The 22,197-nt window shown below is 65.8% G+C and carries 20 protein-coding genes; 13 read left to right on the top strand and 7 right to left on the bottom strand.

Translation table 11 applies throughout. The features are described from left to right. Nucleotides 1–7 precede the first annotated feature (7 nt). Nucleotides 8–1,372: a hemolysin family protein gene (locus FEZ61_RS10605; protein WP_051226129.1), complete on the bottom strand. Its 1,365-nt coding sequence runs from the start codon at nt 1,370–1,372 to the stop codon at nt 8–10. Between the two features lie 147 nt (nt 1,373–1,519). Further along, nucleotides 1,520–2,287, bottom strand: coding sequence for a transcriptional regulator GlcC (gene glcC / locus FEZ61_RS10610; protein WP_093253226.1), 768 nt, complete (start codon nt 2,285–2,287; stop codon nt 1,520–1,522). A gap of 207 nt (nt 2,288–2,494) precedes the next feature. Between glcC and glcD the strand changes: the two genes are divergently transcribed. The 8 genes from glcD to FEZ61_RS10650 all read left to right on the top strand — a co-directional run bounded on the left by glcD (nt 2,495) and on the right by FEZ61_RS10650 (nt 12,081). Further along, nucleotides 2,495–3,994 carry a glycolate oxidase subunit GlcD gene (gene glcD / locus FEZ61_RS10615; RefSeq protein ID WP_173148594.1) on the top strand — a complete coding sequence of 500 codons (1,500 nt, stop codon included), beginning with the start codon at nt 2,495–2,497 and terminating at the stop codon, nt 3,992–3,994. Beyond that, a complete protein-coding gene (gene glcE, locus FEZ61_RS10620) occupies nt 3,994–5,040 on the top strand; it encodes a glycolate oxidase subunit GlcE (protein ID WP_068384565.1) in 1,047 nt (348 codons plus the stop codon). Before glcD ends, glcE begins: the two co-directional genes overlap by 1 nt. A gap of 11 nt (nt 5,041–5,051) precedes the next feature. Then, on the top strand, nt 5,052–6,284 hold the full coding sequence (gene glcF, locus FEZ61_RS10625; protein ID WP_068384567.1) for a glycolate oxidase subunit GlcF: 1,233 nt from the start codon (nt 5,052–5,054) through the stop codon (nt 6,282–6,284). A gap of 14 nt (nt 6,285–6,298) precedes the next feature. After that, a complete protein-coding gene (locus tag FEZ61_RS10630; RefSeq protein WP_017639294.1) occupies nt 6,299–6,703 on the top strand; it encodes a heme-binding protein in 405 nt (134 codons plus the stop codon). A gap of 173 nt (nt 6,704–6,876) precedes the next feature. Further along, on the top strand, nt 6,877–9,051 hold the full coding sequence (locus FEZ61_RS10635) for a malate synthase G (protein WP_173148595.1): 2,175 nt from the start codon (nt 6,877–6,879) through the stop codon (nt 9,049–9,051). Between the two features lie 154 nt (nt 9,052–9,205). Then, nucleotides 9,206–9,478, top strand: coding sequence for a DNA-directed RNA polymerase subunit omega (gene rpoZ / locus FEZ61_RS10640; protein WP_017639297.1), 273 nt, complete (start codon nt 9,206–9,208; stop codon nt 9,476–9,478). Nucleotides 9,479–9,481: 3 nt separating this feature from the next. Beyond that, nucleotides 9,482–11,641 (top strand): bifunctional GTP diphosphokinase/guanosine-3',5'-bis pyrophosphate 3'-pyrophosphohydrolase, encoded by a 2,160-nt coding sequence (spoT, locus tag FEZ61_RS10645; protein WP_017639298.1) that lies wholly within the window; start codon nt 9,482–9,484, stop codon nt 11,639–11,641. Between the two features lie 59 nt (nt 11,642–11,700). Next, complete coding sequence (locus FEZ61_RS10650) at nt 11,701–12,081, top strand: RidA family protein (protein ID WP_064307739.1); 381 nt, start codon at nt 11,701–11,703, stop codon at nt 12,079–12,081. Nucleotides 12,082–12,494: 413 nt separating this feature from the next. On the opposite strand, the gene katE is transcribed toward FEZ61_RS10650, so the two are convergent. Next, entirely contained in the window at nt 12,495–14,624 is a 2,130-nt protein-coding gene (gene katE / locus FEZ61_RS10655; RefSeq protein ID WP_173148596.1) for a catalase HPII, read from the bottom strand. Nucleotides 14,625–14,909: 285 nt separating this feature from the next. Here katE and FEZ61_RS10660 point away from each other — a divergent pair, with 285 nt between their 5' ends. From FEZ61_RS10660 to FEZ61_RS10675, 4 genes are all read left to right on the top strand, one after another. Beyond that, nucleotides 14,910–15,917 carry a methionine ABC transporter ATP-binding protein gene (locus FEZ61_RS10660; RefSeq protein WP_068384573.1) on the top strand — a complete coding sequence of 336 codons (1,008 nt, stop codon included), beginning with the start codon at nt 14,910–14,912 and terminating at the stop codon, nt 15,915–15,917. After that, a complete protein-coding gene (locus FEZ61_RS10665) occupies nt 15,917–16,582 on the top strand; it encodes a methionine ABC transporter permease (RefSeq protein WP_017639302.1) in 666 nt (221 codons plus the stop codon). Before FEZ61_RS10660 ends, FEZ61_RS10665 begins: the two co-directional genes overlap by 1 nt. 50 nt (nt 16,583–16,632) lie before the next feature. After that, nucleotides 16,633–17,424, top strand: a complete 792-nt coding sequence (locus FEZ61_RS10670; protein WP_026083649.1) for a MetQ/NlpA family ABC transporter substrate-binding protein — start codon at nt 16,633–16,635, stop codon at nt 17,422–17,424. 68 nt (nt 17,425–17,492) lie between these two features. Continuing rightward, nucleotides 17,493–18,269 carry a MetQ/NlpA family ABC transporter substrate-binding protein gene (locus tag FEZ61_RS10675; protein WP_017639304.1) on the top strand — a complete coding sequence of 259 codons (777 nt, stop codon included), beginning with the start codon at nt 17,493–17,495 and terminating at the stop codon, nt 18,267–18,269. Between the two features lie 51 nt (nt 18,270–18,320). On the opposite strand, the gene FEZ61_RS10680 is transcribed toward FEZ61_RS10675, so the two are convergent. From FEZ61_RS10680 to FEZ61_RS10690, 3 genes are all read right to left on the bottom strand, one after another. Then, nucleotides 18,321–18,596 (bottom strand): helix-turn-helix transcriptional regulator, encoded by a 276-nt coding sequence (locus FEZ61_RS10680; RefSeq protein ID WP_017639305.1) that lies wholly within the window; start codon nt 18,594–18,596, stop codon nt 18,321–18,323. After that, nucleotides 18,593–19,918 carry a HipA domain-containing protein gene (locus tag FEZ61_RS10685; protein WP_093253245.1) on the bottom strand — a complete coding sequence of 442 codons (1,326 nt, stop codon included), beginning with the start codon at nt 19,916–19,918 and terminating at the stop codon, nt 18,593–18,595. The genes FEZ61_RS10680 and FEZ61_RS10685 overlap by 4 nt, the downstream gene beginning before the upstream one ends. A gap of 98 nt (nt 19,919–20,016) precedes the next feature. Next, nucleotides 20,017–21,165 (bottom strand): MFS transporter, encoded by a 1,149-nt coding sequence (locus tag FEZ61_RS10690; protein ID WP_017639308.1) that lies wholly within the window; start codon nt 21,163–21,165, stop codon nt 20,017–20,019. 174 nt (nt 21,166–21,339) lie between these two features. On the opposite strand from FEZ61_RS10690, the gene FEZ61_RS10695 reads away from it, so the two are divergent. Beyond that, nucleotides 21,340–21,507 carry a rubredoxin gene (locus FEZ61_RS10695; RefSeq protein WP_007161456.1) on the top strand — a complete coding sequence of 56 codons (168 nt, stop codon included), beginning with the start codon at nt 21,340–21,342 and terminating at the stop codon, nt 21,505–21,507. A gap of 88 nt (nt 21,508–21,595) precedes the next feature. On the opposite strand, the gene FEZ61_RS10700 is transcribed toward FEZ61_RS10695, so the two are convergent. After that, nucleotides 21,596–21,871 (bottom strand): HU family DNA-binding protein, encoded by a 276-nt coding sequence (locus FEZ61_RS10700; protein ID WP_017639309.1) that lies wholly within the window; start codon nt 21,869–21,871, stop codon nt 21,596–21,598. Nucleotides 21,872–22,197 lie beyond the last annotated feature (326 nt).

Here is a 22,197-nt window from a genome sequence, read left to right on the forward strand (position 1 = left end):
CGTCGCCTCAGCGCTCCTCCGGCTGGCGCCGGCGGACGTCCTTGGGGTCCAGCTTGATGACCTTGGCCAGGACGATCTTGGGACCCTTCATCTTCTTGACGATGATGCGCAGGCCTTCGGCCTCCAGCACCGTCTCCTCTTCGGGAACGCGCTTGAGGCTATCGTAGATCAGGCCGGCCAGGGTCTCGGCCTCGACGTGGTCCAGGTCGATGCCCAGCAGGCGCTCGACCTTGAACAGCGGGGTGTCGCCACGCACCAGCAACTTGCCCGGCTGATAGGCGACCACGCCGCGTTCGGTCTTGCGGTGTTCGTCCTGGATGTCGCCCACCAGCACCTCGAGCACGTCCTCCATGGTCAGGAAGCCGATGACCTTGTGGTCGGCTTCCTCCACCAGCACGAAGTGCGCACCACCGCGGCGGAACTGCTCCAGCAGGTCCGACAGCGGCATGTGCTTGGTCACCCGCTCCAGCGGATGCACCAGGTCGTCGAGGTCGAAGGAGGCGGCTTCGCTGTCCAGGCCGGCGATGGCCAGGAGCAGGTCCTTGATGTGCAGCACCCCGGTAAAGGTCTGGCTATCTTCGTCATAGACCGGGTAGCGACTGTACTTGGAGCGGCGGATCTGGGTGAGGATCTCCTCCAGGCTGGCCTTGCTGTCCAGGTAGATGAGGTCTTCGCGGGAATTGGCCCAGTCCACCACCTCCAGCTCGCCCAACTCCACGGCCGAGGCCAGCACCCGGGCGTCCGGGTCGGTGGCGCGGTTGGAGTGCAGGATCAGCTTGAGCTCGTCGCGGCTGTAGTGGTGTTCGTGGTGCGCGCCCGGCTCGCCCTGGCCGGCGATGCGCAGGATGCCATTGGCACTGGCGTTGAGCAGCCAGATGGCCGGGTACATCAGCCAGTAGAAGAGGTACAGCGGCACCGCCGTCCACAGCGACAGCAGATCGGGCTTGCGGATCGCCCAGGACTTGGGCGCCAACTCGCCGACCACGATGTGCAGGTAGGAGATGATGAAGAAGGCCGAGAAGAAGGCGACGCCGTGGATCACCTCGGGGCTGCGAACGCCGGCGGCGCCGAGCAGGGGTTCGAGCAATTCGGCGAAGGCCGGCTCGCCGACCCAGCCCAGGCCCAGGGAGGCCAGGGTGATGCCGAGCTGGCAGGCGGAAAGGTAGGCGTCGAGCTGGTTATGCACCTTCTTGAGGATGCGCCCGCGCCAGCCGTGCTTCTTGGCGATGGCCTCCACACGCGTGGCGCGCAGCTTGACCATGGCGAACTCGGCGGCGACGAAGAAGCCGTTGAGCAGCACGAGGAAGAAGGCGAAGAACACGAGGCCGAGATCGGCGAACAACGTCGAGGCGAGACTGGTGGAAGGGTCCATTAGGGCCGGGAGCTGGAAAAAGGTCGGCTAAGCATGGGGGCGGGGCAGGGCAGTTGCAAGATGTTACGCCCGCCGAGGGGACGGGGGCATGCTGCGGGCTGACGGACAGCGGCTCTGGCACTGACCTTTGCCGGCGGGACCTTTTATCTAGGTCCAGCCTTCCAGACGCATGGTCGCCCGCACCAGCCGCTGCTCTTCCTGCTCGATCTCGCGCAGGCTGTCCCTCACGCTGTGGATATGGTCGCGGGCGGCGGCGTGGGCCTCGTCGGGCAGGCGTCCACTCACCGCGGCATAGAGGCGGGCGTGCTGGGCATCGATCTCGCGGCGTTGCGGCGGGCGATGGTAGAGATTGGCGATGCAGGCGAACACCGAGCCCAGCAGCAACTCGTTGAGCGACTGCAGGGTGTGCACCAGCACCGGGTTGTGCGAGGCCTCGCTGATCGCCAGGTGGAAGGCGTGGTCGAGGCGGGCATGGGTTTCCGCGGGCAGGCTGGCCGGATCCTGGCAGGCGGCGCAGAGCTCCTCGTATCGTCGCCCGATCAGTACCAGGTCGGCGGTGGTGGCGCGCAACGCGGCCAGGCGCGCGGCTTCGCCCTCCAGCAGGGCGCGTACCTCCAGCAGGTCGTAGAGGGTACGCGGCTGGCTGCTGAACAGGTGCAGCAGGGGATTCTCCGCCGCCGGCGCCGCCAGGCGGGCGACGAAGCTGCCCTGGCCGTGGCGCGTTTCTATGATGCCGCGGGCGCGCAGCAGGCCCAGGCCCTCGCGCAGGGCGGTGCGGGAGACGCCGAGCTTGTCGCACAGGCGCCGCTCGGACGGCAGCGGCTGGCCGACCTTGAGCACCCCGTCCACCACCAGACGTTCGATCTGCTGACTGACGTTCTCGGCGACGGGAAGGCGGGGGGCGGGTGCAGACATGGAGGTTCCTGCTGGTATGACCACTAGATTCAGCCCTAGTGAGCCACCGGCCGGATTCGCCGTCAAGCAGGCTGAAAGCGGGTGATCCTTTGGTCGAAGAGTATGAAAAAACTGGTATGACCAGTGGTTTGGGCGATGGACTCGCCGTCAAGTCTCGGGGTACAACGAAGCCTCTCCAGCCAGAACAACAACAACGGCGGTTACCCGATGAGCCTGGTCTACGACGAACGTCTCGACGGCGCCTTGCCCCGCCCGGACAAGGCGCAACTGCTGCAGCGGCTGCGCGTTGCGCTGCCCGAGCACTGCCTGCTGCACGACAGGGAAGACCTCAAACCCTATGAGTGCGATGGCCTCGCGGCCTATCGCACCACGCCGCTGCTGGTGGTGCTGCCAGAAACGGTAGAGCAGGTGCAGGCGACCCTGCGCCTCTGCCATGAGCTGAACGTACCCCTGGTGGCGCGCGGTGCCGGCACCGGGCTCTCCGGCGGCGCCCTGCCACTGGAGCAAGGCGTGCTGCTGGTGATGGCGCGCTTCAATCGCATCCTCGACGTGGACCCCGATGGCCGCCGTGCCCGGGTCCAGCCCGGGGTGCGCAACCTGGCCATCTCCCAGGCCGCGGCGCCCCATGATCTCTACTACGCTCCCGATCCTTCATCGCAGATCGCCTGCTCCATCGGCGGCAACGTGGCCGAGAACGCCGGCGGCGTGCACTGCCTGAAATACGGCCTGACCGTGCACAACGTGCTGGCGGTGGAGATCGTTACCCTGGAGGGCGAGCGCCTGACCCTGGGCAGCGCCGCCCTGGACAGTCCCGGCTTCGACCTGTTGGCGCTGTTCACCGGCTCCGAGGGCTTGCTCGGCGTCGTGGTGGAGGTGACCGTCAAGCTCTTGCCCAAGCCGCCCTGTGCCCGGGTGGTGATGGCCAGCTTCGCCGACATCGAGCGCGCCGGGGCGGCGGTGGCCGACATCATCGCCGCCGGCATCATCCCCGGTGGACTGGAGATGATGGACAACCTGACCCTGAGAGCCGCCGAGGACTTCATCCACGCCGGCTACCCGGTGGATGCCGCCGCCATCCTGCTCTGCGAGCTGGACGGGGTGGAAGCCGACGTAGCCGCCGACATCGAGCGCGTCAGCAGCCTGCTGGCGGCCGCCGGTGCCACCGAGATCCGCCTGGCCCGCGACGAGGCCGAGCGGCAGAAATTCTGGGCCGGGCGCAAGAATGCCTTTCCCGCCGTGGGGCGGCTGTCGCCCGACTACTACTGCATGGACGGCACCATCCCGCGTCGCGCCCTGCCCGAGGTGCTGCGCGGCATCGAGGCCTTGTCGGCGGAATACGGCCTGGCGGTGGGCAACGTCTTCCACGCCGGCGACGGCAACCTGCATCCGCTGATCCTCTTCGATGCCAACCGGCCCGGCGAACTGGAGCAGGCCGAGGCTCTGGGCGGGCGCATCCTCGACCTCTGCGTGGCGGTGGGGGGCACCATCACCGGCGAACACGGGGTGGGTCGCGAGAAGATCAACGCCATGTGCACCCAGTTCCAGTCGGCCGAGCTGACCTTCTTCCATGCGGTGAAGGCAGCCTTCGACGCCCCCGGGCTGCTCAACCCCGGCAAGAACGTGCCGACCCTGCACCGCTGCGCCGAATTCGGTGGCCTGCACGTGCATCACGGCCAGTTGCCCCACCCCGAACTGGAGCGCTTCTGATGGACAGCCTGGAACTGCTCCTCGATCAGGTCCGCGAGGCCCTGGTCCGTCGCCAGCCGCTGCGCATCCATGGCGGCGATACCAAGGCTCATCTGGGTCGCCCGGTGGACGGCGAGCCGCTGGACGTCAGCGGCCATCGCGGTCTGGTGCACTACGACCCCACCGAGCTGGTGGCCACGGTGCGCACCGGTACGCCGCTGGCCGAACTCAATGCCGCCCTGGCCGAGCAGGGGCAGATGCTGCCCTGCGAACCGCCGCGGCTGGGGGAGGGCGCCACGGTCGGCGGCACCCTGGCCTGCGGCCTTTCCGGTCCGCGGCGGCCCTGGGCCGGCAGCCTGAGGGATTTCGTCCTGGGCACCCGGTTGATCACCGGCACTGGCGAACACCTGAGATTCGGCGGCGAGGTGATGAAGAACGTCGCCGGCTACGACGTCTCCCGGTTGCTGGCCGGCAGCCAGGGGTGTTTGGGGGTGGTCACCGAGGTGTCCTTCAAGGTCCTGCCCAGGCCGCGCTGCACCCAGAGCCTGAGTCTGGAACTGGACGCCGAACGCGCCCTGCAGCGCCTCGCCGTCTGGGGCCGTGAAGCCCTGCCGATCTCGGCGGCCTGCTATGACGGCCAGCACCTGCACCTGCGCCTGGAAGGTGGCGAGGGTTCGGTACGCTCGGCGGTCGATCGCCTTGGCGGTGACAGCTTGGCCGAGGCTTTCTGGGAAGAGCTCAACGAGCAGCGCCTGGCCTTCTTCGCCGGTCCCGCGCCGCTGTGGCGACTGTCGGTACCGGTCAATACGCCATTGCTGGAGCTGCCCGGCACCCGGCTGCTGGACTGGGGCGGTGCCCAGTACTGGCTCAAGAGCGATGCCCCGGCCACAGTCCTGCGCGAGATCGCCGAGCGCGCCGGTGGCCATGCGCTGTGCTACACGCCGGACGCCGAGCGCGAGGCCCAGCATCCGCTGCCGGCCGCGCTGCTGGACTACCACCGCCGCCTCAAGGCCCGCCTGGACCCCCAGGGGATCTTCAATCCGGGTCGGCTGTACGCCGGGCTCTAAGGGAGCGACCTATGCAAACCAATCTGAGTCCCGCTGCTCGTAAATTGCCCCGCGCCACCGATGCCGAGCGGGTGCTGCGCAGCTGCGTGCATTGCGGCTTCTGCAACGCCACCTGCCCGACCTACCAGCTGCTCGGCGACGAGCTGGACGGGCCCCGCGGGCGCATCTACCTGATCAAGGGCATGCTCGAAGGCGGCGAGGTCAGCGAGAAGACCCGCGAGCACCTCGACCGCTGCCTGACCTGCCGCAATTGCGAGACCACCTGCCCTTCGGGCGTCTCCTACCACGAATTGCTCGACATCGGCCGCGCCGAGGTGGAGCGCCGGGTGCCGCGGCCACTAGGCCAGCGCCTGTTGCGCGCCGGCTTGCGCCAGGTATTGCCGCAGCCGCGGCTGTTCGGCGCCCTGCTCAAGGGCGGCCAGACCCTCAAGCCGCTGTTGCCGGCCAGCGTCCAGGCCAAGCTGCCAGCGCGCATCGCCGCCCCGGGTGTGCGCCCGGCACCGCGCCATGCCCGGCGCATGCTGATCCTCGAAGGCTGCGTGCAGCCAGGGCTGTCGCCCAATACCAATGCCGCCACCGCGCGGGTGCTGGATCGCCTCGGCATCAGCCTGGACGCCGCGCCCCGCGCCGGGTGCTGCGGCGCGGTGGACTATCACCTCAATGCCCAGGAGGCTGGCCTCGATCGTGCCCGGCGCAATATCGACGCCTGGTGGCCGGCCTTGCAGGGCGGCGCCGAGGCCATCATCCAGACCGCCAGCGGCTGCGGCGCCTTCGTCAAGGAGTACGCCAGCCTGCTCAAGGACGACCCGGTCTATGCCGCCAAGGCCCGCGAGGTCTCGGCGCGCACCCGCGACCTGGTGGAGGTGCTGCGCGAGCTCCCGCTGGAAGAGCTGCAGCTGAAGGACACCCCGCGGCTGGCCTTCCATTGCCCCTGCACCCTGCAGCACGCCCAGCGCCTCGGCGGCGCCGTGGAAGGCGTCCTGCAGCGCCTCGGCTTTCCGCTGGCGCCGGTGCCGGACGGTCACCTCTGCTGCGGTTCGGCCGGCACCTATTCGCTGACCCAGCCGGACTTGTCGCGGCGGCTGCGTGACGCCAAGCTCGATGCCCTGGAAAGTGGTCACCCCGAGCTGATCGCCACCGCCAACATCGGTTGCCAGAGCCATCTCGACGGCGCTGGGAGAACTCCCGTGCGCCACTGGATCGAAATCCTCGACGCGGCCCTGGCCGCTCCGACTCAACCCTGAACCCTGGAGGCCCCATGAAGACCAAAGCCGTGCTCACCCTTGCCGAGATCGACACCCTGCTGGCCGCCGGGCGTGCCGAAGCGGAGCGCCAGGGCTGGGCCGTGTGCATCGCCGTGGCCGACGACGGCGGTCATCCGCTGGCCCTGCTGCGTCTCGACGGCGCCGCGCCCAACAGCGCCTACATCGCCCCGGAAAAGGCCCGCAGCGCCGCCCTGGCGCGCAAGGAGTCCAAGGTGCTGGAAGAGATGATCAACAACGGCCGCACCGCCTTTCTCAGCGCGCCGCTGATGCAGGGCATGCTCGAAGGCGGGGTGCCCATCCTGGTGGACGGCCAGGTGGTGGGCGCGGTCGGCGTCTCCGGCGTCAAGGCCCCGGAAGATGCGCAGGTCGCCAAAGCCGCCATCGCCGCCCTCGGCTGATCGCCTGCCCACGATCTGCTGCGCGTCGGCCAGGCTGTGTTGAAAACCGCCTCGGAATGCTCATTTACCTTTCGTAAACTCCGCTTCCTCGGCTGTTTTCGCCTTGCCTGGCTCTAGCTCGCGAGATCGTGGACAGGCTTCCATTTAATTTTCATGTCTCAAGGAAAGCCATCATGACCGACCGCACTACCCTGGGCCGCCTGCAGGTGGCCACCGAGCTGCAGCGCTTCATCGACGAGGAAGTACTGCCCGGCACCGGCCTCGACACCGCCGCCTTCTGGTCGGGCGTGGACGCGCTGGTGCACGAGCTGGCACTGCGCAATCGGGAACTGCTGGCCGAGCGTGATCGCCTGCAGGTGGAGCTGGACAGCTGGCACAGCGCCCATCCCGGTCCGGTCACCGATCTGCCCGCCTACCAGAGCTTTCTGGAAAGCATCGGCTATCTGCAGCCGGTGCCCGGTCAGGTGCAGGCCTCAACCTCCGGCGTCGATCGTGAAATCGCCGAGCAGGCCGGTCCGCAGCTGGTGGTGCCGGTGCTCAACGCCCGCTACGCCCTGAACGCCGCCAATGCCCGCTGGGGTTCGCTGTACGACGCCCTCTATGGCACCGACGCCCTGCCCGAGAGCGACGGCGCCGAGCGCGGCAAGGGCTACAACCCCACCCGCGGTGCCAAGGTAGTGGCCTTCGCCCGTCAGGTGCTGGATGGCGTGGCGCCCCTGGCCAGTGGCTCGCACAGGGACGCCACCGCCTACCGCATCCAGGACGGTCGCCTGGTGGTGGACCTCAAGAGCGGCACCAGCGAACTGGCCGATCCGGCCGCTTTCGTCGGCTATCAGGGCGATGCCGCCGCGCCGTCCGCGGTGCTCTTGCGCCACAACGGCCTGCACCTGGAGATCCAGATCGACCGCGCCAGCACCATCGGCAAGACCGACGCCGCCGGGGTCAAGGACCTGCTCATGGAAGCCGCGGTCAGCACCATCATGGACCTGGAAGACTCCATCGCCGCGGTGGACGCCGCCGACAAGGTGCTGGCCTATCGCAACTGGCTGGGCCTGATGAAGGGCGATCTGGCCGAAGAGGTGAGCAAGGGTGGTGAGACCTTTACCCGTCGCCTCAACCCCGATCGCGAGTATCAGGGCGCCGACGGCCAGCCGCTGAGCCTGCACGGGCGCTCGCTGCTGTTCATCCGCAACGTCGGCCACCTGATGACCAATCCGGCGGTGCTGCTGGAGGACGGTCGCGAGATCCCCGAAGGCATCCTCGACGCCCTGGTCACCGTGACCATCGCCATGCACGACCTCAAGCGCCAGGGCAACTCCCGCAGCGGCTCGGTGTACATCGTCAAACCCAAGATGCACGGCCCGGCCGAGGTGGCCTTCGCCGTGCAGCTGTTCGACCGCGTCGAGGCCCTGCTGGGGCTGCCGGCCAACACCGTCAAGCTGGGCATCATGGACGAGGAGCGCCGCACCAGCGTCAACCTCAAGGCCTGCATCGCCGCCGCCGCCGCGCGGGTCGCCTTCATCAACACCGGCTTCCTCGACCGCACCGGCGACGAGATGCACACCGCCATGCTGGCCGGGCCCATGTTGCGCAAGGGCGACATGAAGACCTCGAAGTGGATCACCGCCTACGAGCGCAACAATGTGCTGGTCGGCCTGGCCTGTGGCCTGCGCGGTAAGGCGCAGATCGGCAAGGGCATGTGGGCCATGCCCGACCTGATGGCGGCCATGCTGGAACAGAAGATCGGCCATCCCAAGGCCGGCGCCAACACCGCCTGGGTACCGTCGCCCACCGCCGCTGTCCTGCACGCCCTGCATTACCACCAGGTCAACGTCCAGCAGGTGCAGCAGGAACTGGAGCGCAGCGACGTCGACGCTGCCCGCGGCGAATTGCTCGCCGGGCTGCTCAGCGTACCGGTGGCCGAATCGCCCGACTGGTCCGCCGAGGCCATCCAGCAGGAGCTGGACAACAACTGCCAGGGCATCCTCGGCTACGTGGTGCGCTGGGTCGACCAGGGCGTGGGCTGCTCCAAGGTGCCCGACATCCATGACGTCGGCCTGATGGAAGACCGCGCCACCCTGCGCATCTCCAGCCAGCACATCGCCAACTGGCTGCACCACGGCGTGGTCAGCGCCGAACAGGTGGACGAGACGCTGCAGCGCATGGCCAAGGTGGTGGACGGCCAGAACGCCGGCGATGCGCTCTACGAACCCATGGCCGGCCACTTCGACAGCTCCTACGCCTATCGCGCCGCCCGTGACCTCATCTTCAAGGGCCGCGAACAGCCCAGCGGCTACACCGAGCCGCTGCTGCACGCCTGGCGGTTGAAGAAGAAAGCCGGGGTCTGATCCGGCTAGGGCTCCCATCCGGCGCGGGTGGGAGCCGCTTCTGCAGGGAGCGCTGCCGGTGGTCCTCCGACCACCGCCTCTTCCCTTGCCACTGGCGAATTTTTATACTATCAGGTCCCCCGTTCCCGGGATCATCATCGCCACGAGGAAGACCATGGCCCGCGTTACTGTCGAAGACTGCCTGGACAACGTAGACAACCGATTCGAGCTGGTCATGCTCGCCACCAAGCGCTCGCGCCAGCTGGCCACCGGCGGCAAGGAGCCCAAGGTACCGTGGGACAACGACAAGCCCACCGTCGTCGCCCTGCGCGAGATCGCCGAAGGCCTGGTCGACGAGGAAGTCATCCGTCTGGACGACATCGTTGAAGAAGAGCCGCTGTTCGCCGCCTTCGAAGTCAACGACGAAGCGGACGGCGAGGCCCTCTAAGCCATGGCCGCCGAGCCTGCCTATGGTGACGTCCGCCCGACCGGCATCGACCTGCTGGCCGAGCGTCTGGCGGACTACCTGACCCCCGACCAGGTCAATCTGGTCCGGCGGGCCTATTACTACGCCGAGCAGGCTCACGACGGGCAGCGCCGCCGTAGCGGCGAGCCCTATGTCACCCATCCGCTGGCCGTCGCCAACATCCTCGCCGACATGCACATGGACCATCAGAGCCTGATGGCGGCCATGCTGCACGACGTGATCGAGGACACCGGCATCGCCAAGGAAGCCCTCGCCGGCCAGTTCGGCGAGACGGTGGCGGAGCTGGTGGACGGGGTCAGCAAGCTGACCCAGATGAAGTTCGAGACCAAGGCCGAGGCCCAGGCGGAGAACTTCCAGAAGATGACCATGGCGATGTCCAAGGACATCCGCGTCATCCTGGTCAAGCTGGCCGACCGGCTGCACAACATGCGCACCCTGGACGCCATGCCGCCGGACAAGAGCCGGCGCATCGCCAAGGAAACCCTGGAAATCTACGCGCCCATCGCCAACCGGCTGGGCATGCACGATTTCTACGTGGAATTCGAGGACCTGGGTTTCCGCGCCATGCACCCGATGCGCGCCGAGCGCATCCAGCGGGCGGTCAAGACCGCGCGGGGCAATCGCCGCGAGATCCTCGGCAAGATCCAGGAATCCCTGGCCAACTGCCTGGCCCGCGACGGTCTGGACGGCGAGGTGGTCGGGCGCGAAAAGCACCTGCACAGCATCTACCAGAAGATGCGCGGCAAGCGGAAGTCGTTCAACGAGATCATGGACGTCTACGGCTTCCGCATCATCGTCGACAAGGTCGACACCTGCTATCGGGTGCTCGGCGCGGTGCACAATCTCTACAAGCCGTTCCCGGGACGCTTCAAGGACTACATCGCCATCCCCAAGGCGAACGGCTACCAGTCCCTGCACACCACCCTGTTCGGCATGCACGGTGTGCCCATCGAGATCCAGATCCGCACCCGCGAGATGGAAGAGATGGCCAACAACGGCATCGCCGCCCATGGCCTGTACAAGGCCGGGGGCGACGAGCCGCGCGCCAGCCACCTGCGCGCGCGCCAGTGGGTGAAGGGCATCCTCGAGTTGCAGCAACGTGCGGGCAACTCCCTGGAATTCATCGAGAACGTGAAGATCGACCTCTTTCCCGACGAGGTCTACGTCTTCACCCCCAAGGGTCGCATCATGGAGCTGCCCAAGGGCTCCACGGCCGTGGACTTCGCCTATGCGGTGCACACCGACGTGGGCAACAGCTGCATCGCCTGCCGCATCAATCGTCGCCTGGCGCCGCTGTCGCAGCCGCTGGGCAGTGGTGAAACGGTGGAGATCGTTACCGCGCCCGGTGCCCGGCCCAATCCGGCCTGGCTCAACTTCGTGGTCACCGGCAAGGCGCGCACCAATATCCGCCATGCGCTCAAGCAGCAGCGTCGCTCCGAGTCCATCAGCCTCGGCGAGCGGCTGCTGAACAAGGCGCTGTCCGGCTTTGGCACCCAGCTGTCGAAGATCTCGCCGATGCGCATCCTCTCGGTACTCGGCGAGTACAAGGGCGTGGTGCTGGAAGACCTGCTCGAAGAGATCGGCCTGGGCAATCGCATGGCCTATGTGGTGGCGCGGCGCCTGGTGTCCGGCAGCGAGCAGGAAGAACCGCTGGAACCCCAGGCCAGTACCACGCCCCAAGGGCCGCTGGCCATCCGCGGTACCGAAGGCCTGGTGATCAGCTACGCCAAGTGTTGTACGCCGATTCCGGGCGACCCCATCGTTGGCCACCTGTCGGCCGGCAAGGGCATGGTGATCCACCTGGAAAACTGTCGGAACATCGCCGAATTCCGCCACAACAGCGAAAAATGCATCGTGCTCAACTGGGCCAAGGACGTCACCGGCGAATTCAGCGTCGAGTTGCGCGTCCAGCTGGAGCACCAGCGCGGCCTGATCGCCATGCTGGCCAACAACGTCACCGCCGCGGACGCCAACGTCGAGAAGATCGGCATGAACGAGCGCGACGGCCGAGTCAGCGTGGTTCAGCTGGTGGTCAGCGTGCGCGACCGTGTCCATCTGGCACGGGTGATCAAGAAGCTGCGGACGCTCAAGGGCGTGGCCGGTATCACTCGGGTTCGTAGCTGAGGTTGCAGTGGGTCGCCACGGGCTTGCAGAATCGAGCCTTTCCCGCACAGGAGCGACCCATGAGCAAGCAAGTGATCCACACCGACAAGGCGCCTGCCGCCATTGGTACCTATTCCCAGGCGATCAAGGTCGGTGACACCGTCTATCTCTCCGGGCAGATCCCGCTCAATCCCACCAGCATGGAGCTGGTAGACGGCTTCGAGGCCCAGGTGGTCCAGGTGTTCGAGAACCTCAAGTCCGTGGCCGAAGCCGCCGGTGGTTCCCTGGCTGACATCGTCAAGCTGAACATCTTCCTGATCGACCTTTCGCACTTCGCCACCGTCAACGAGATCATGGGTCGCTACTTCCAGCAGCCGTATCCGGCTCGTGCCGCCATCGGCGTGGCGGCGCTGCCCAAGGGCTCCCAGGTGGAAATGGACGGGGTGTTGGTGCTGGGCTGATCCCGATACAGGATCCGTAGGTTGGGCTGAGCGCAGCGAAGCCCAACAACGGAGCACGCTATCAGCCGCGCGTTGTTGGGCTTCGACGATGGAGCCGTCTCAACCCAACCTACGGGACCGATCCCAACGCAGGATCCGTAGGTTGGGTTGAGCGCAGCGAAGCCCAACAACGGAGCACGCTGTCAGCCGCGGGTTGTTGGGCTTCGACGATGGAGCCGTCTCAACCCAACCTACGAAGGTAGGGACGCATTGCGGCCGTGCCGGTGCGCCGTAACGACCGCTCCTACAGCAGCATCAATCTTCTGTAGGAGCGGCCCATGGCCGCGATGGCCTAAACGGGCAACGATCGCGATAGCCCCAAAAGAAAAAAGCCGACCGTCTCGCGACGGTCGGCTTTTTCATACCTGCCTGAATCAGGCCGGGATGGACTTGATCTTCGGCATCCGCGCCCAGCAACGGTGCTTGGCGATGGCGGCGAAGAAATCCTGCTGCACCGCCTTGAAGTGGCTGCCGGTGAGCAGTGCCTCGTCGGGGCTCAGGTAGACCGCCTTGAGCAGCTGCTCGGCTTCGCCGGTGAGGGCGATGGCCTTGAGGTGCTTGTAGGCTTCCAGCAGGTAGTGCTTGATCACGCCGTCGTCGAGCATGGCCTTGACGCTCTCGGCGCCGCCCGGCACATAGACCGCGTCCAGGGCTACCGAAGGCATGCCCTCGGCCGAGCCGTCCACGGCCACTTCACTGCCATCGGCGGCCTTGACCGGGCCGGCGGTAGGGCCGAGCACCTTCACATGGGCGCCTTCGGCCTTGAGTGCCTGCTTGATGGCGTCCACTTCGCTGGCGATGACGCCGTCACCGACCAGTACCGCCACCTTGAAGCCCTTGATGTTGCCGGACAGCAGGTTGAGCTGGCTCAGTGCCGGCGACTTGTCGATGGAGATCTGGCGCGGTTGCACGGTGGGTGCGGTGGGCGGCGTCACGCCGATCTTCTTGGCGACCTTCTGCGCCAGGTCCAGATCGATGTTGGCGAGGATCTCGTTGACCTGACGCTCACGGATCCACATGCGCTCGACCTTGCCCAGCTCGAAGCTGTAGGCATCGGCGACGTGGGCCTGCTCGGCTTCCGACAGGCTGTTGTAGAACAGCGTGGCCTGGGAGAAGTGGTCGCCGAAGGACTCGCTGCGCTCGCGCACCTTGTAACCGTCGATGCGCTCGTAATAGCTCTCGAAGCCGCCATCCTGGGGTGCTGGCGGCGTTTCCTTGGGCCAGCCACCGTCGATGGAATTGGGCTCATAGGAGGCACGGCCTTTGTCGATGGTCATGCGGTATTTGGCGTCACGCTGGCCGTTGTGGTTCGGCACCACCGGACGGTTGACCGGCAGCTCATGGAAGTTCGGGCCACCGAGGCGGCTGATCTGGGTGTCGGTGTAGGAGAACAGCCGGCCTTGCAGCAGGGGATCGTTGCTGAAGTCGATGCCGGGCACGACGTGCCCGGGGCAGAAGGCCACCTGCTCGGTTTCGGCGAAGTAGTTGTCCGGGTTGCGGTTGAGCACCAGCTTGCCCAGGGGCGTGATGGGTACCAGCTCTTCGGGAATGATCTTGGTGGCGTCGAGGATGTCCCAGTCGAACTTGTGCTCGTCTTCCTCGGGGATGATTTGCACGCCGAACTCCCACTCGGGATAGTCACCGGCCTCGATGGCTTCCCAGAGGTCGCGGCGGTGGGCATCGGTGTCCTTGCCCGCCAGCTTCTGGGCTTCGTCCCACACCAGGGAACGCACGCCACCGGCGGGTTTCAGGTGGATCTTGACGAAGACGCCCTTGCCGGCGGTATTGATCATGCGGAAGGTGTGGATGCCAAAGCCCTGCATGCTGCGCAGGTTCACCGGGATGGCACGGTCGGTCATGGTCCAGAGCACCATGTGCGCCGACTCGGGCACCAGGGAGACGAAGTCCCAGAAGGTGTCGTGGGCGCTGCCGCCGGTGGGGATCTCGTTGTGCGGCTCGGGCTTCACCGCATGGACGAAGTCGGGAAACTTGATGGCGTCCTGGATGAAGAAGACCGGCATGTTGTTGCCGACCATGTCCCAGTTGCCTTCCTCGGTGTAGAACTTGATGGCGAAGCCGCGCACGTCACGCACGGTATCGCCCGAGCCACGCGGGCCCTGCACGGTGGAGAAGCGCACGAACACCGGGGTCTGGTGGTTGGGGTCGCGGAAGAGGGCGGCCTTGGTCAGGTCGGACCAGTCCTGGTAGGGCTGGAAATAGCCATAGGCGCCGGTGCCGCGGGCATGGACGATGCGCTCCGGGATGCGCTCGTGGTCGAAGTGGGTGATCTTCTCCCGCATGATGAAGTCTTCGAGCAGGGAGGGTCCGCGGGTGCCGGCGCGCAGCGAATTCTGGTTGTCGGCGATCTTCACGCCGTGGTTGGTGCGCAGTGCCTGGCCGGTGGCATCGGAGCGGAACTGCTCCAGTTGCTCGAGTTTCTTCGAGGTGTTCTGGCGATCCAGGGTATCGGTACCGGCGAGTTCACTCTTGGGGGGCGTAGCCATGGAAAGTCCTCATCAGGCGCCTGTAGGGCGCTCTTTGCGTCCCCTACGGAATGTGGGGCGAATTCAGGCAGTCCTCTAGTGACTCGCGGTCCAGAGCCGGTGTTCCGTTTGGCTGATGCGAAGCGACGGGCTGTGCGCCTGGCGCTTGGTCATTGTCTGGGCTGGCCATATGCCTTTATTGGCGTAATACCCGACAACAAGTGCTAAGCAGATATAAGCGCGCACGTTAAACTGCACGGCTGGATCACCATCCTGTTGTCTGACGTTACCCACAAGGTTTTTCCATTGATCGAATTCCACGCTGTCCACAAGACGTACCGCACGCGCGGTCGCGAGGTCGCGGCGCTCCAGCCGGTCGACCTGAGGATCGAAGCCGGCGAGATCTTCGGCCTGATCGGCCATTCGGGGGCCGGCAAGAGCACCCTGCTGCGCCTGATCAACCGCCTCGAAGCCCCCAGTGGCGGTCGCCTGCAGGTCGATGGCGCCGAGGTCACCACCCTTGGCGCGAGCGAGCTGCGCGATTTCCGCCGCCGCATCGGCATGATCTTCCAGCATTTCAACCTGCTCTCGTCCAAGACCGTGGCGGCCAACGTGGCCATGCCGCTGGAACTGGCCGGCGGCCGTTCGCGGGCGCAGATCGCCCAGCGGGTCGAGGAGCTGCTGGCGCGGGTCGGGCTGTCCGACCAGGCGCGCAAGTACCCGGCGCAACTGTCCGGCGGCCAGAAGCAGCGCGTCGGCATCGCCCGCGCCCTGGCCACCGAGCCGAAGATCCTGCTCTGCGACGAGGCCACCAGCGCCCTCGATCCCCAGACCACCGCCCAGGTGCTGCAACTGCTGGCCGAGCTCAATCGCGAACTGGGCCTGACCATCGTGTTGATCACCCACGAGATGGACGTGATCCGCCGCGTCTGCGACCGCGTCGCCGTGCTCGACGGCGGCGCCGTGGTGGAGCAGGGCACCGTGGCCGATGTCTTCCTGCATCCGCAGCACCCCACCACCCGCCGCTTCGTGTTCGAAGCCGAGCACCAGGACGAGGCCGAACTGGCCGACGCCTATGCCCATGTCGAAGGGCGCATCCTGCGCCTGACCTTCCGCGGCGAAGCCACCTATGCACCGCTGCTGGGCCATGTTGCCCGGGAGACCGGTGTGGACTACAGCATTCTCGGCGGTCGCATCGACCGCATCCGGGACGAGCCCTATGGCCAGCTCACCATCGCCCTGGTGGGCGGTGACCTGGACGCCGCCCTGGCTCGCTTCCAGGCCGCCGACGTCACCGTGGAGGTCCTGCGCTGATGGACGAACTATTCAGCAACATCGACTGGGCCGAGATCTGGCAGGCGACCCAGGACACCCTGGCCATGCTCGGCTGGTCCATGCTCTTCACCCTGATCCTCGGGCTGCCGCTGGGCGTGCTGCTGTTTCTCACCAGCCGCCGCCAGTTGCTGGAGCAGCCGCTGGTCTACGGCATCCTCTCCTTCGTGGTCAATGTGCTGCGCTCGGTGCCCTTCATCATCCTGCTGATCCTGATGATCCCCATCACGGTCTGGCTGATCGGCACCTCCCTGGGCGTCGAGGGCGCCATCCCGCCGCTGGTGGTGGGCGCCGCGCCCTTCTTCGCCCGGCTGGTGGAAACCGCCCTGCGCGAGGTCGACCGCGGCATCATCGAGGCGACCCAGGCCATGGGCGCCAGTCTCTGGCAGATCGTCACCCGCACCCTGTTGCCCGAGGCCCTGCCCGGGCTGATCGCGGCCACCACCGTTACCGCCATCGCCCTGGTGTCCTACACCGCCATGGCCGGGGTGATCGGCGGCGGCGGCCTCGGCGATCTGGCCATCCGTTTCGGCTACCAGCGCTTCCAGACCGACGTCATGGTGGTCACGGTGCTCTTGCTGCTGGTGCTGGTCCAGGTACTGCAGATGGTCGGCGATCGCCTCGTCGCCCATTTCAGTCGTCGTTGATTCAGGCTTCATCCACTCGAAGGTTTTGCACAAGGAAAATCCAGATGTCGCTGAAACGTACCCTGCTGTCCCTGGCCTTCGGCCTGGGTGTCGCCACCGCCGCCCAGGCCGCCCAGGCCGCCGAGACCCTGACCGTCGCGGTCAATCCGGTTCCCCATGCGGAGATCCTGGAATTCATCAAGCCGCAGCTGGCCAAGGAAGGCGTGGACCTGAAGATCAAGGTCTTCACCGACTACATCCAGCCCGATCGCCAGACCGATCAGAAGCAGGTGGATGCCAACTACTTCCAGACCAAGCCCTATTACGCCAGCTACCAGAAGAGCAACCCGAGCAGCGACCAGGTGCCGGTGGTGGCGGTGCACGTCGAGCCCTTCGGTGCCTATTCGCAGAAGATCAAGGACATCAAGGAGCTCAAGGACGGCGCCACCGTGGCCATCCCCAACGATCCGAGCAACTCCGGTCGCGCGCTGCTGCTGATCGCCAAGCAGGGCCTGATCACCCTCAAGGATCCGAGCAACGTCACCGCCACCCCGCGTGACGTCGTCGAGAATCCCAAGCACCTGAAGTTCAAGGAGCTGGAAGCCGCGACCCTGCCGCGGGTGCTGAACCAGGTCGACCTGGCGCTGATCAACGCCAACTATGCCCTGGAAGCCAAGCTGGTGCCGACCAAGGACGCCCTCTTCATCGAGAGCGGCGAGTCGCCCTACGCCAACCTGCTCTATACCCGCGCCGACAAGGCCAATGATCCGGCCATCCAGAAGCTGGCCAAGGCCCTGACCACCCCCGAGGTGAAGCAATTCATCGAGAAGAAGTACCAGGGCGCCGTCGTGCCCGCCTTCTGAGCCTTAGCTCCACCGCCGTCGACGCCCGCAGAGGCGCCGACGGTTCCACCCCGCTTTAGGAAACTGCCATGAAGAAATTGCTCGCCACCGCCGCCCTGCTGGCCGCCAGCCTGACCGCCCACGCCGCCGAGACCCTCAGCGTCGCCGCCACCCCGGTGCCCCACGCCGAGATCCTCGAATTCGTCAAACCCCAGCTGGCCAAGGAAGGGGTGGACCTGCAGATCAAGGTCTTCACCGACTATGTGCAGCCCAACCTGCAGGTGGCCCAGAAGCGCCTGGACGCCAATTTCTTCCAGCACCAGCCCTACCTGGATGAATTCAACAAGAGCCGTGGCACCGACCTGGTGACCGTCGCCCAGGTGCACGTCGAGCCTTTCGGCATCTACTCGCAGAAGATCAAGAAGCTCGACGAAGTCCGCGAAGGCGCCATCGTGGCCATCCCCAGCGACGCCACCAACGGCGGTCGCGCCCTGCTGCTGCTGGAGAAGGCTGGGCTGATCACGCTCAAGGACAGCGCCAACATCCTCGCCACGCCCAAGGACATCGCCGAGAATCCCAAGAAGCTCAAGTTCAAGGAGCTGGAAGCCGCGACCCTGCCGCGCGTGCTGAATCAGGTCGACCTGGCGCTGATCAACACCAACTACGCCCTGGAAGCCAAGCTCAACCCGACCCAGGACGCCCTGCTGCTGGAAGGCAAGGAATCGCCCTACGCCAATATCCTGGTCGCCCGTCCGGACAACAAGGACAGCGACGCCGTGCAGAAGCTGGCCAAGGCGCTGAACACCCCGGCGGTGAAGCAGTTCATCGAAGAGAAGTACAAGGGTGCCGTGGTGCCCGCGTTCTGATCGTGGTTTGAGATGAAAAACGCCGGCCCAGTGCCGGCGTTTTTCATGGGCTCAATGGCGTTTCAAGGGTACGACACCCATCCCCAGGCCAAAGGGCCGAAAAACCGCCTGTAGCGTCGCCAGCGTGGGATTGCCTTCGTCCTGCTCCAGTTGCCGTAGGGTGCGCAGCGAGATACGGGCCATGCGCGCGAAGTCGGTCTGGGTAAGGCCGGTGATCTCGCGCCGCAGACGTCGGATGCCAGTGCCCAGGCTCAGGCGTCCAGTCTGTAATCCCTCACGGATATTATCCAGCGTACGTTGCCGCCGTTCTTGATCATCAAGACTCATAGCAGCCCTGCCTCGCGCAGATGGCTATCCAGGCGCCGCAGCGGAATTCGCGGATGCTCCCAGGTGGCCTGCGGCAATACCGGCTGCAGCAGGTCCGGCAGAGCACGGAGCACCTCGGCGCTCTTCTTGAGGGCATCCCACAGCCGCTCCGGATCGTCCCATTCGGCCAGTAGCCGACAGGCGGCGTGCCAATCGACAACGCCCGCCTGCTCGACGGGCAGGGGCCATTTGCTGGTTCGGGTGATGCCCTGTTCGTCCATGACCATGGGTGCAAGGTCGTACAGGGGGGTCAGACGAACACCACGCTCATCACGCAGGATGGCGGTATTGCGACCGTGGTTGTCACTGTTGCCCAGCAGTTGATTGAGCAGGTCACGCCGCAGGTAATCATCCAGCAGCGCCGGTATCCCCTGGTCCTGATCGGCTGCACGCCAAACCCTGGTCAGGGCACCGATGGCGTCGAGATGATTCAGATAGCTACCGGGTACCAGGGTGTGAGTCAGCGAATAGAGAGATTCAACGGCCAGACGCTCCACCCCTTGGGGGCTGGTGCGGCGGTCGAAGCGTGGCATCCAGAGGCTGGGGCGTCGGCCTTCTTCCAGGGCGAGTCCGTTTGCGGAAACGGTCTCCAGTCCTAGGGCGTTCAGGGCTTGATAGTAGCAGTGCTCGCTGCGCAGGATGTCCTGGTCCGTGGCGCTGGCTTTGTTGCGTGGAAACTTCACCAGCCAATGTCGGCAGACCAGGTCATCGGGCAGGGTGGCATCTGGATGGAGCAGGCCCTGAGGATCTTCGGTCAGCAGCAGCTTGGGTGCGTCACCACCCGCGCCGGTTGCACCGCCAAGGGCGGCACCTTGCTCATAGGCATATTCCAGAAAGCCTTGATCGCGAGCGACGACCTGCTCACGGGTAAAGCCCACGGAGGGTGTCTGCGCACGCTCATCTAGCGACTCACGAATCCGCAAATGGCCGATGGGCGCTGGCGTGCAGCGTGATAACAACCGAAAGTCGGTCTGAGTGGCTTCCGCTGCGCTCAGCCCAAGGCGAGGTAGCAGAAAACGGCGAGCGGCGCCGGCCGGGAGAATGTCATGGAGAAACGCCGGCCAATGGGACAGTCGCTCGACTTCCCAGCTCAAAGGCAGATTAGCGCTCACTGCGGCAGCTGTGGGCTTGCCGAAATCGTCGAGATGATCGCTCAGGTAGGCAGCCAGATAGCTGAGGGTGCAGGCGCCTTGTTGGGGACCTTGCCTCGGATCATCAAAAACCAAGCGTAAGGCATCCTGCCAACGCCCGGTCAGATAGGTTTGAACCACCAGCGCACTCACGGACGACCTCCGGCAATATACTGCCGGTAGTATGGGTCCTTGGCGCACTATCGGCAATATAATGCCAAAATCGCGACTCTAAGAACTGCGTTTGGGCATTAAATTGCCGTTTCTGCTGTGACCGGCGCGCTACCTCGGCGCCCAACGATCACCAGCAATACCGCGGCGCCGGCCGCCATCAGCAGCGGCAGGGCATGGCCGGTGAGCCATTGGCTGGCAGCGCCGGTGACCAGCGGACCGACCAGGCAACCGAGGCCCCAGAGTTGGGCGATGCAGGCGTTGGCGCTGACCAGCTCGGCGTCACGGTAGCGCTCGCCCACCAGGATCAGTGCCAGGGTGAAGAGGCCGCCGGCGGTGGCGCCGAACAGCACCAGCAGCGGCCAGACGCCCGGGGTGTGCAGCAGCAGTGGCAAGGCCAGGCTGACCGCCAGCAGCCCCAGGGTGCAGCCTAGGAACAGGCCCTGGCGCGAGAGGCGGTCGGCGAGCAGGCCCAGGGGCAGCTGCAGCAGAGCATCGCCCACCACCACGGCGCTGACCATGTACAGCGCCAGTTGCTGGCCGAAGCCCTGGTTGAGGGCATAGACCGGCAGCAGGGTAAGGATCATCGCCTCGAAGCAGGCGAACAGCGCTACCGCCCAGGCGATGGCCGGAGCGCCGCGGCAGAAATCCAGCAGCGCCTGCCAGGCGGCGGTGTGGCCGCCGGCGGCTGGTGCGCCCTGGCGGCCGAGCAGCAGGGTGGCGCCACCGAGCATGAGCAGGGCGCCCAGCCAGAAGCCCTGGTCACCCTCGGTACCGAGCGCGCCCAGCAGCAGCGGACCGGCCAGTTGGCTCAGGGCGTAGCTGCTGCCGTAGAGGGCCACCAGGCGACCCCGCCAGCGATCGGTGATGACCTGGTTCATCCAGCTTTCGCCCAGCACGAAGATCAGGGTGAGGATGGCGCCGAGCGCCAGGCGCAGAAGCAGCCACAGGGGGTAGCTGGGCAGCAGCGACAGCAGAATCAGCGAGGCGGCACCCGTCACCAGGCATAGCTGCATCAGTCGTGGCGTGCCGACTCGTGAAGCGAGGCGCCCGGCCAGGCTGGCGCCGGTCAGGATGCCAATGGCCGGCGAGGCGGCCATGACACCGATGGCGAAGCTGCCATAGCCCCAGCCCTCCAGGCGCAGCGAGACCAGCGGCATCGACAGGCCGATGGCCAGGCCCACGCTGATGACACTGCCCAGTACGGCGAAATAGATGGCCCAGGGCATGGGGGAGGGTGAGGAAGTCATGGGCTTAGCCTAGCTGATGAACGCGGACGACGGACAGTCGCCAAGAGCCGCTATAGAGCCACCGGCAGCGGCTTGGGTTCTGGCACGGTTGGCCTTTGCCAGGCTTTCGCGTAGCGTGCGCGCTACCTGAAGCCGGTTGAGAGATAACAGAACATGCGGAAATGGCAGTGCATCGTGTGCGGCTATATCTATGACGAAGCCCTGGGCTGGCCGGACGACGGCATCGCTCCCGGAACGCGCTGGGAAGATGTGCCCGAGGATTGGTTGTGCCCGGATTGCGGCGTGGGCAAGGGTGACTTCGAGATGATCGCCATCGGCTGATCGGCTCCGCGTGCGCCACGCGGACACAAAAAAGGCATCGCACGAGCGATGCCTTTTGGCTGCAGCGGCCATCCCTGCCGCCTCATCCTCAGCCTTCGATGCTGTCCTTCAGTGCCTTGCCCGGCTTGAACGCCACCGTGTTGCTCGCACGAATCTTGACCGGCTCGCCGGTCTGGGGATTCTTCCCCATGCGAGCACCGCGATGACGCGGCAGGAAGGTACCGAAGCCGACCAGCGTCACGCTGTCCTTGCGGTGCAGCGCATTCGCGATCTCGTCCAGCAGCGTGTTGAGCACGACGTTGGCTTGTTCCTTAGGAAGTCCGACTTTTTCTGCAATCACAGTCGCCAATTCAGGCTTGCGCATAGCTACCTCTCGTGGAGTCATTTTTAGCCGTGTGGGCGTCGCATGGCTTTCCTGGCAAAGCGATTACCCCCGGGATAGAGGGTGGCCCGACACAAAGATCGTTGGTGCGACAAAAGTCGAACCAGATAGCGTTATAAGGCAAAGCCGAGAAGAGCGAAAGTTAATTAGCAGACTATTAGCTGTTGGTAGGATGACTGACCCCGGCTTCGGCCTTTATCCGCTGATTTGCGCACTATTTGTGGACAGATTGTCCACAATATGACCAATGGCGAGGCCGTCCAGATTTTAGCGAGATGCTCTGGCAAGCCACTGTCGGGTCGAATGGA

Source organism: Pseudomonas sp. MS15a(2019) (assembly GCF_013277805.1).
In the GTDB taxonomy this organism is placed as follows: Bacteria; Pseudomonadota; Gammaproteobacteria; order Pseudomonadales; family Pseudomonadaceae; genus Chryseomonas; species Chryseomonas benzopyrenica.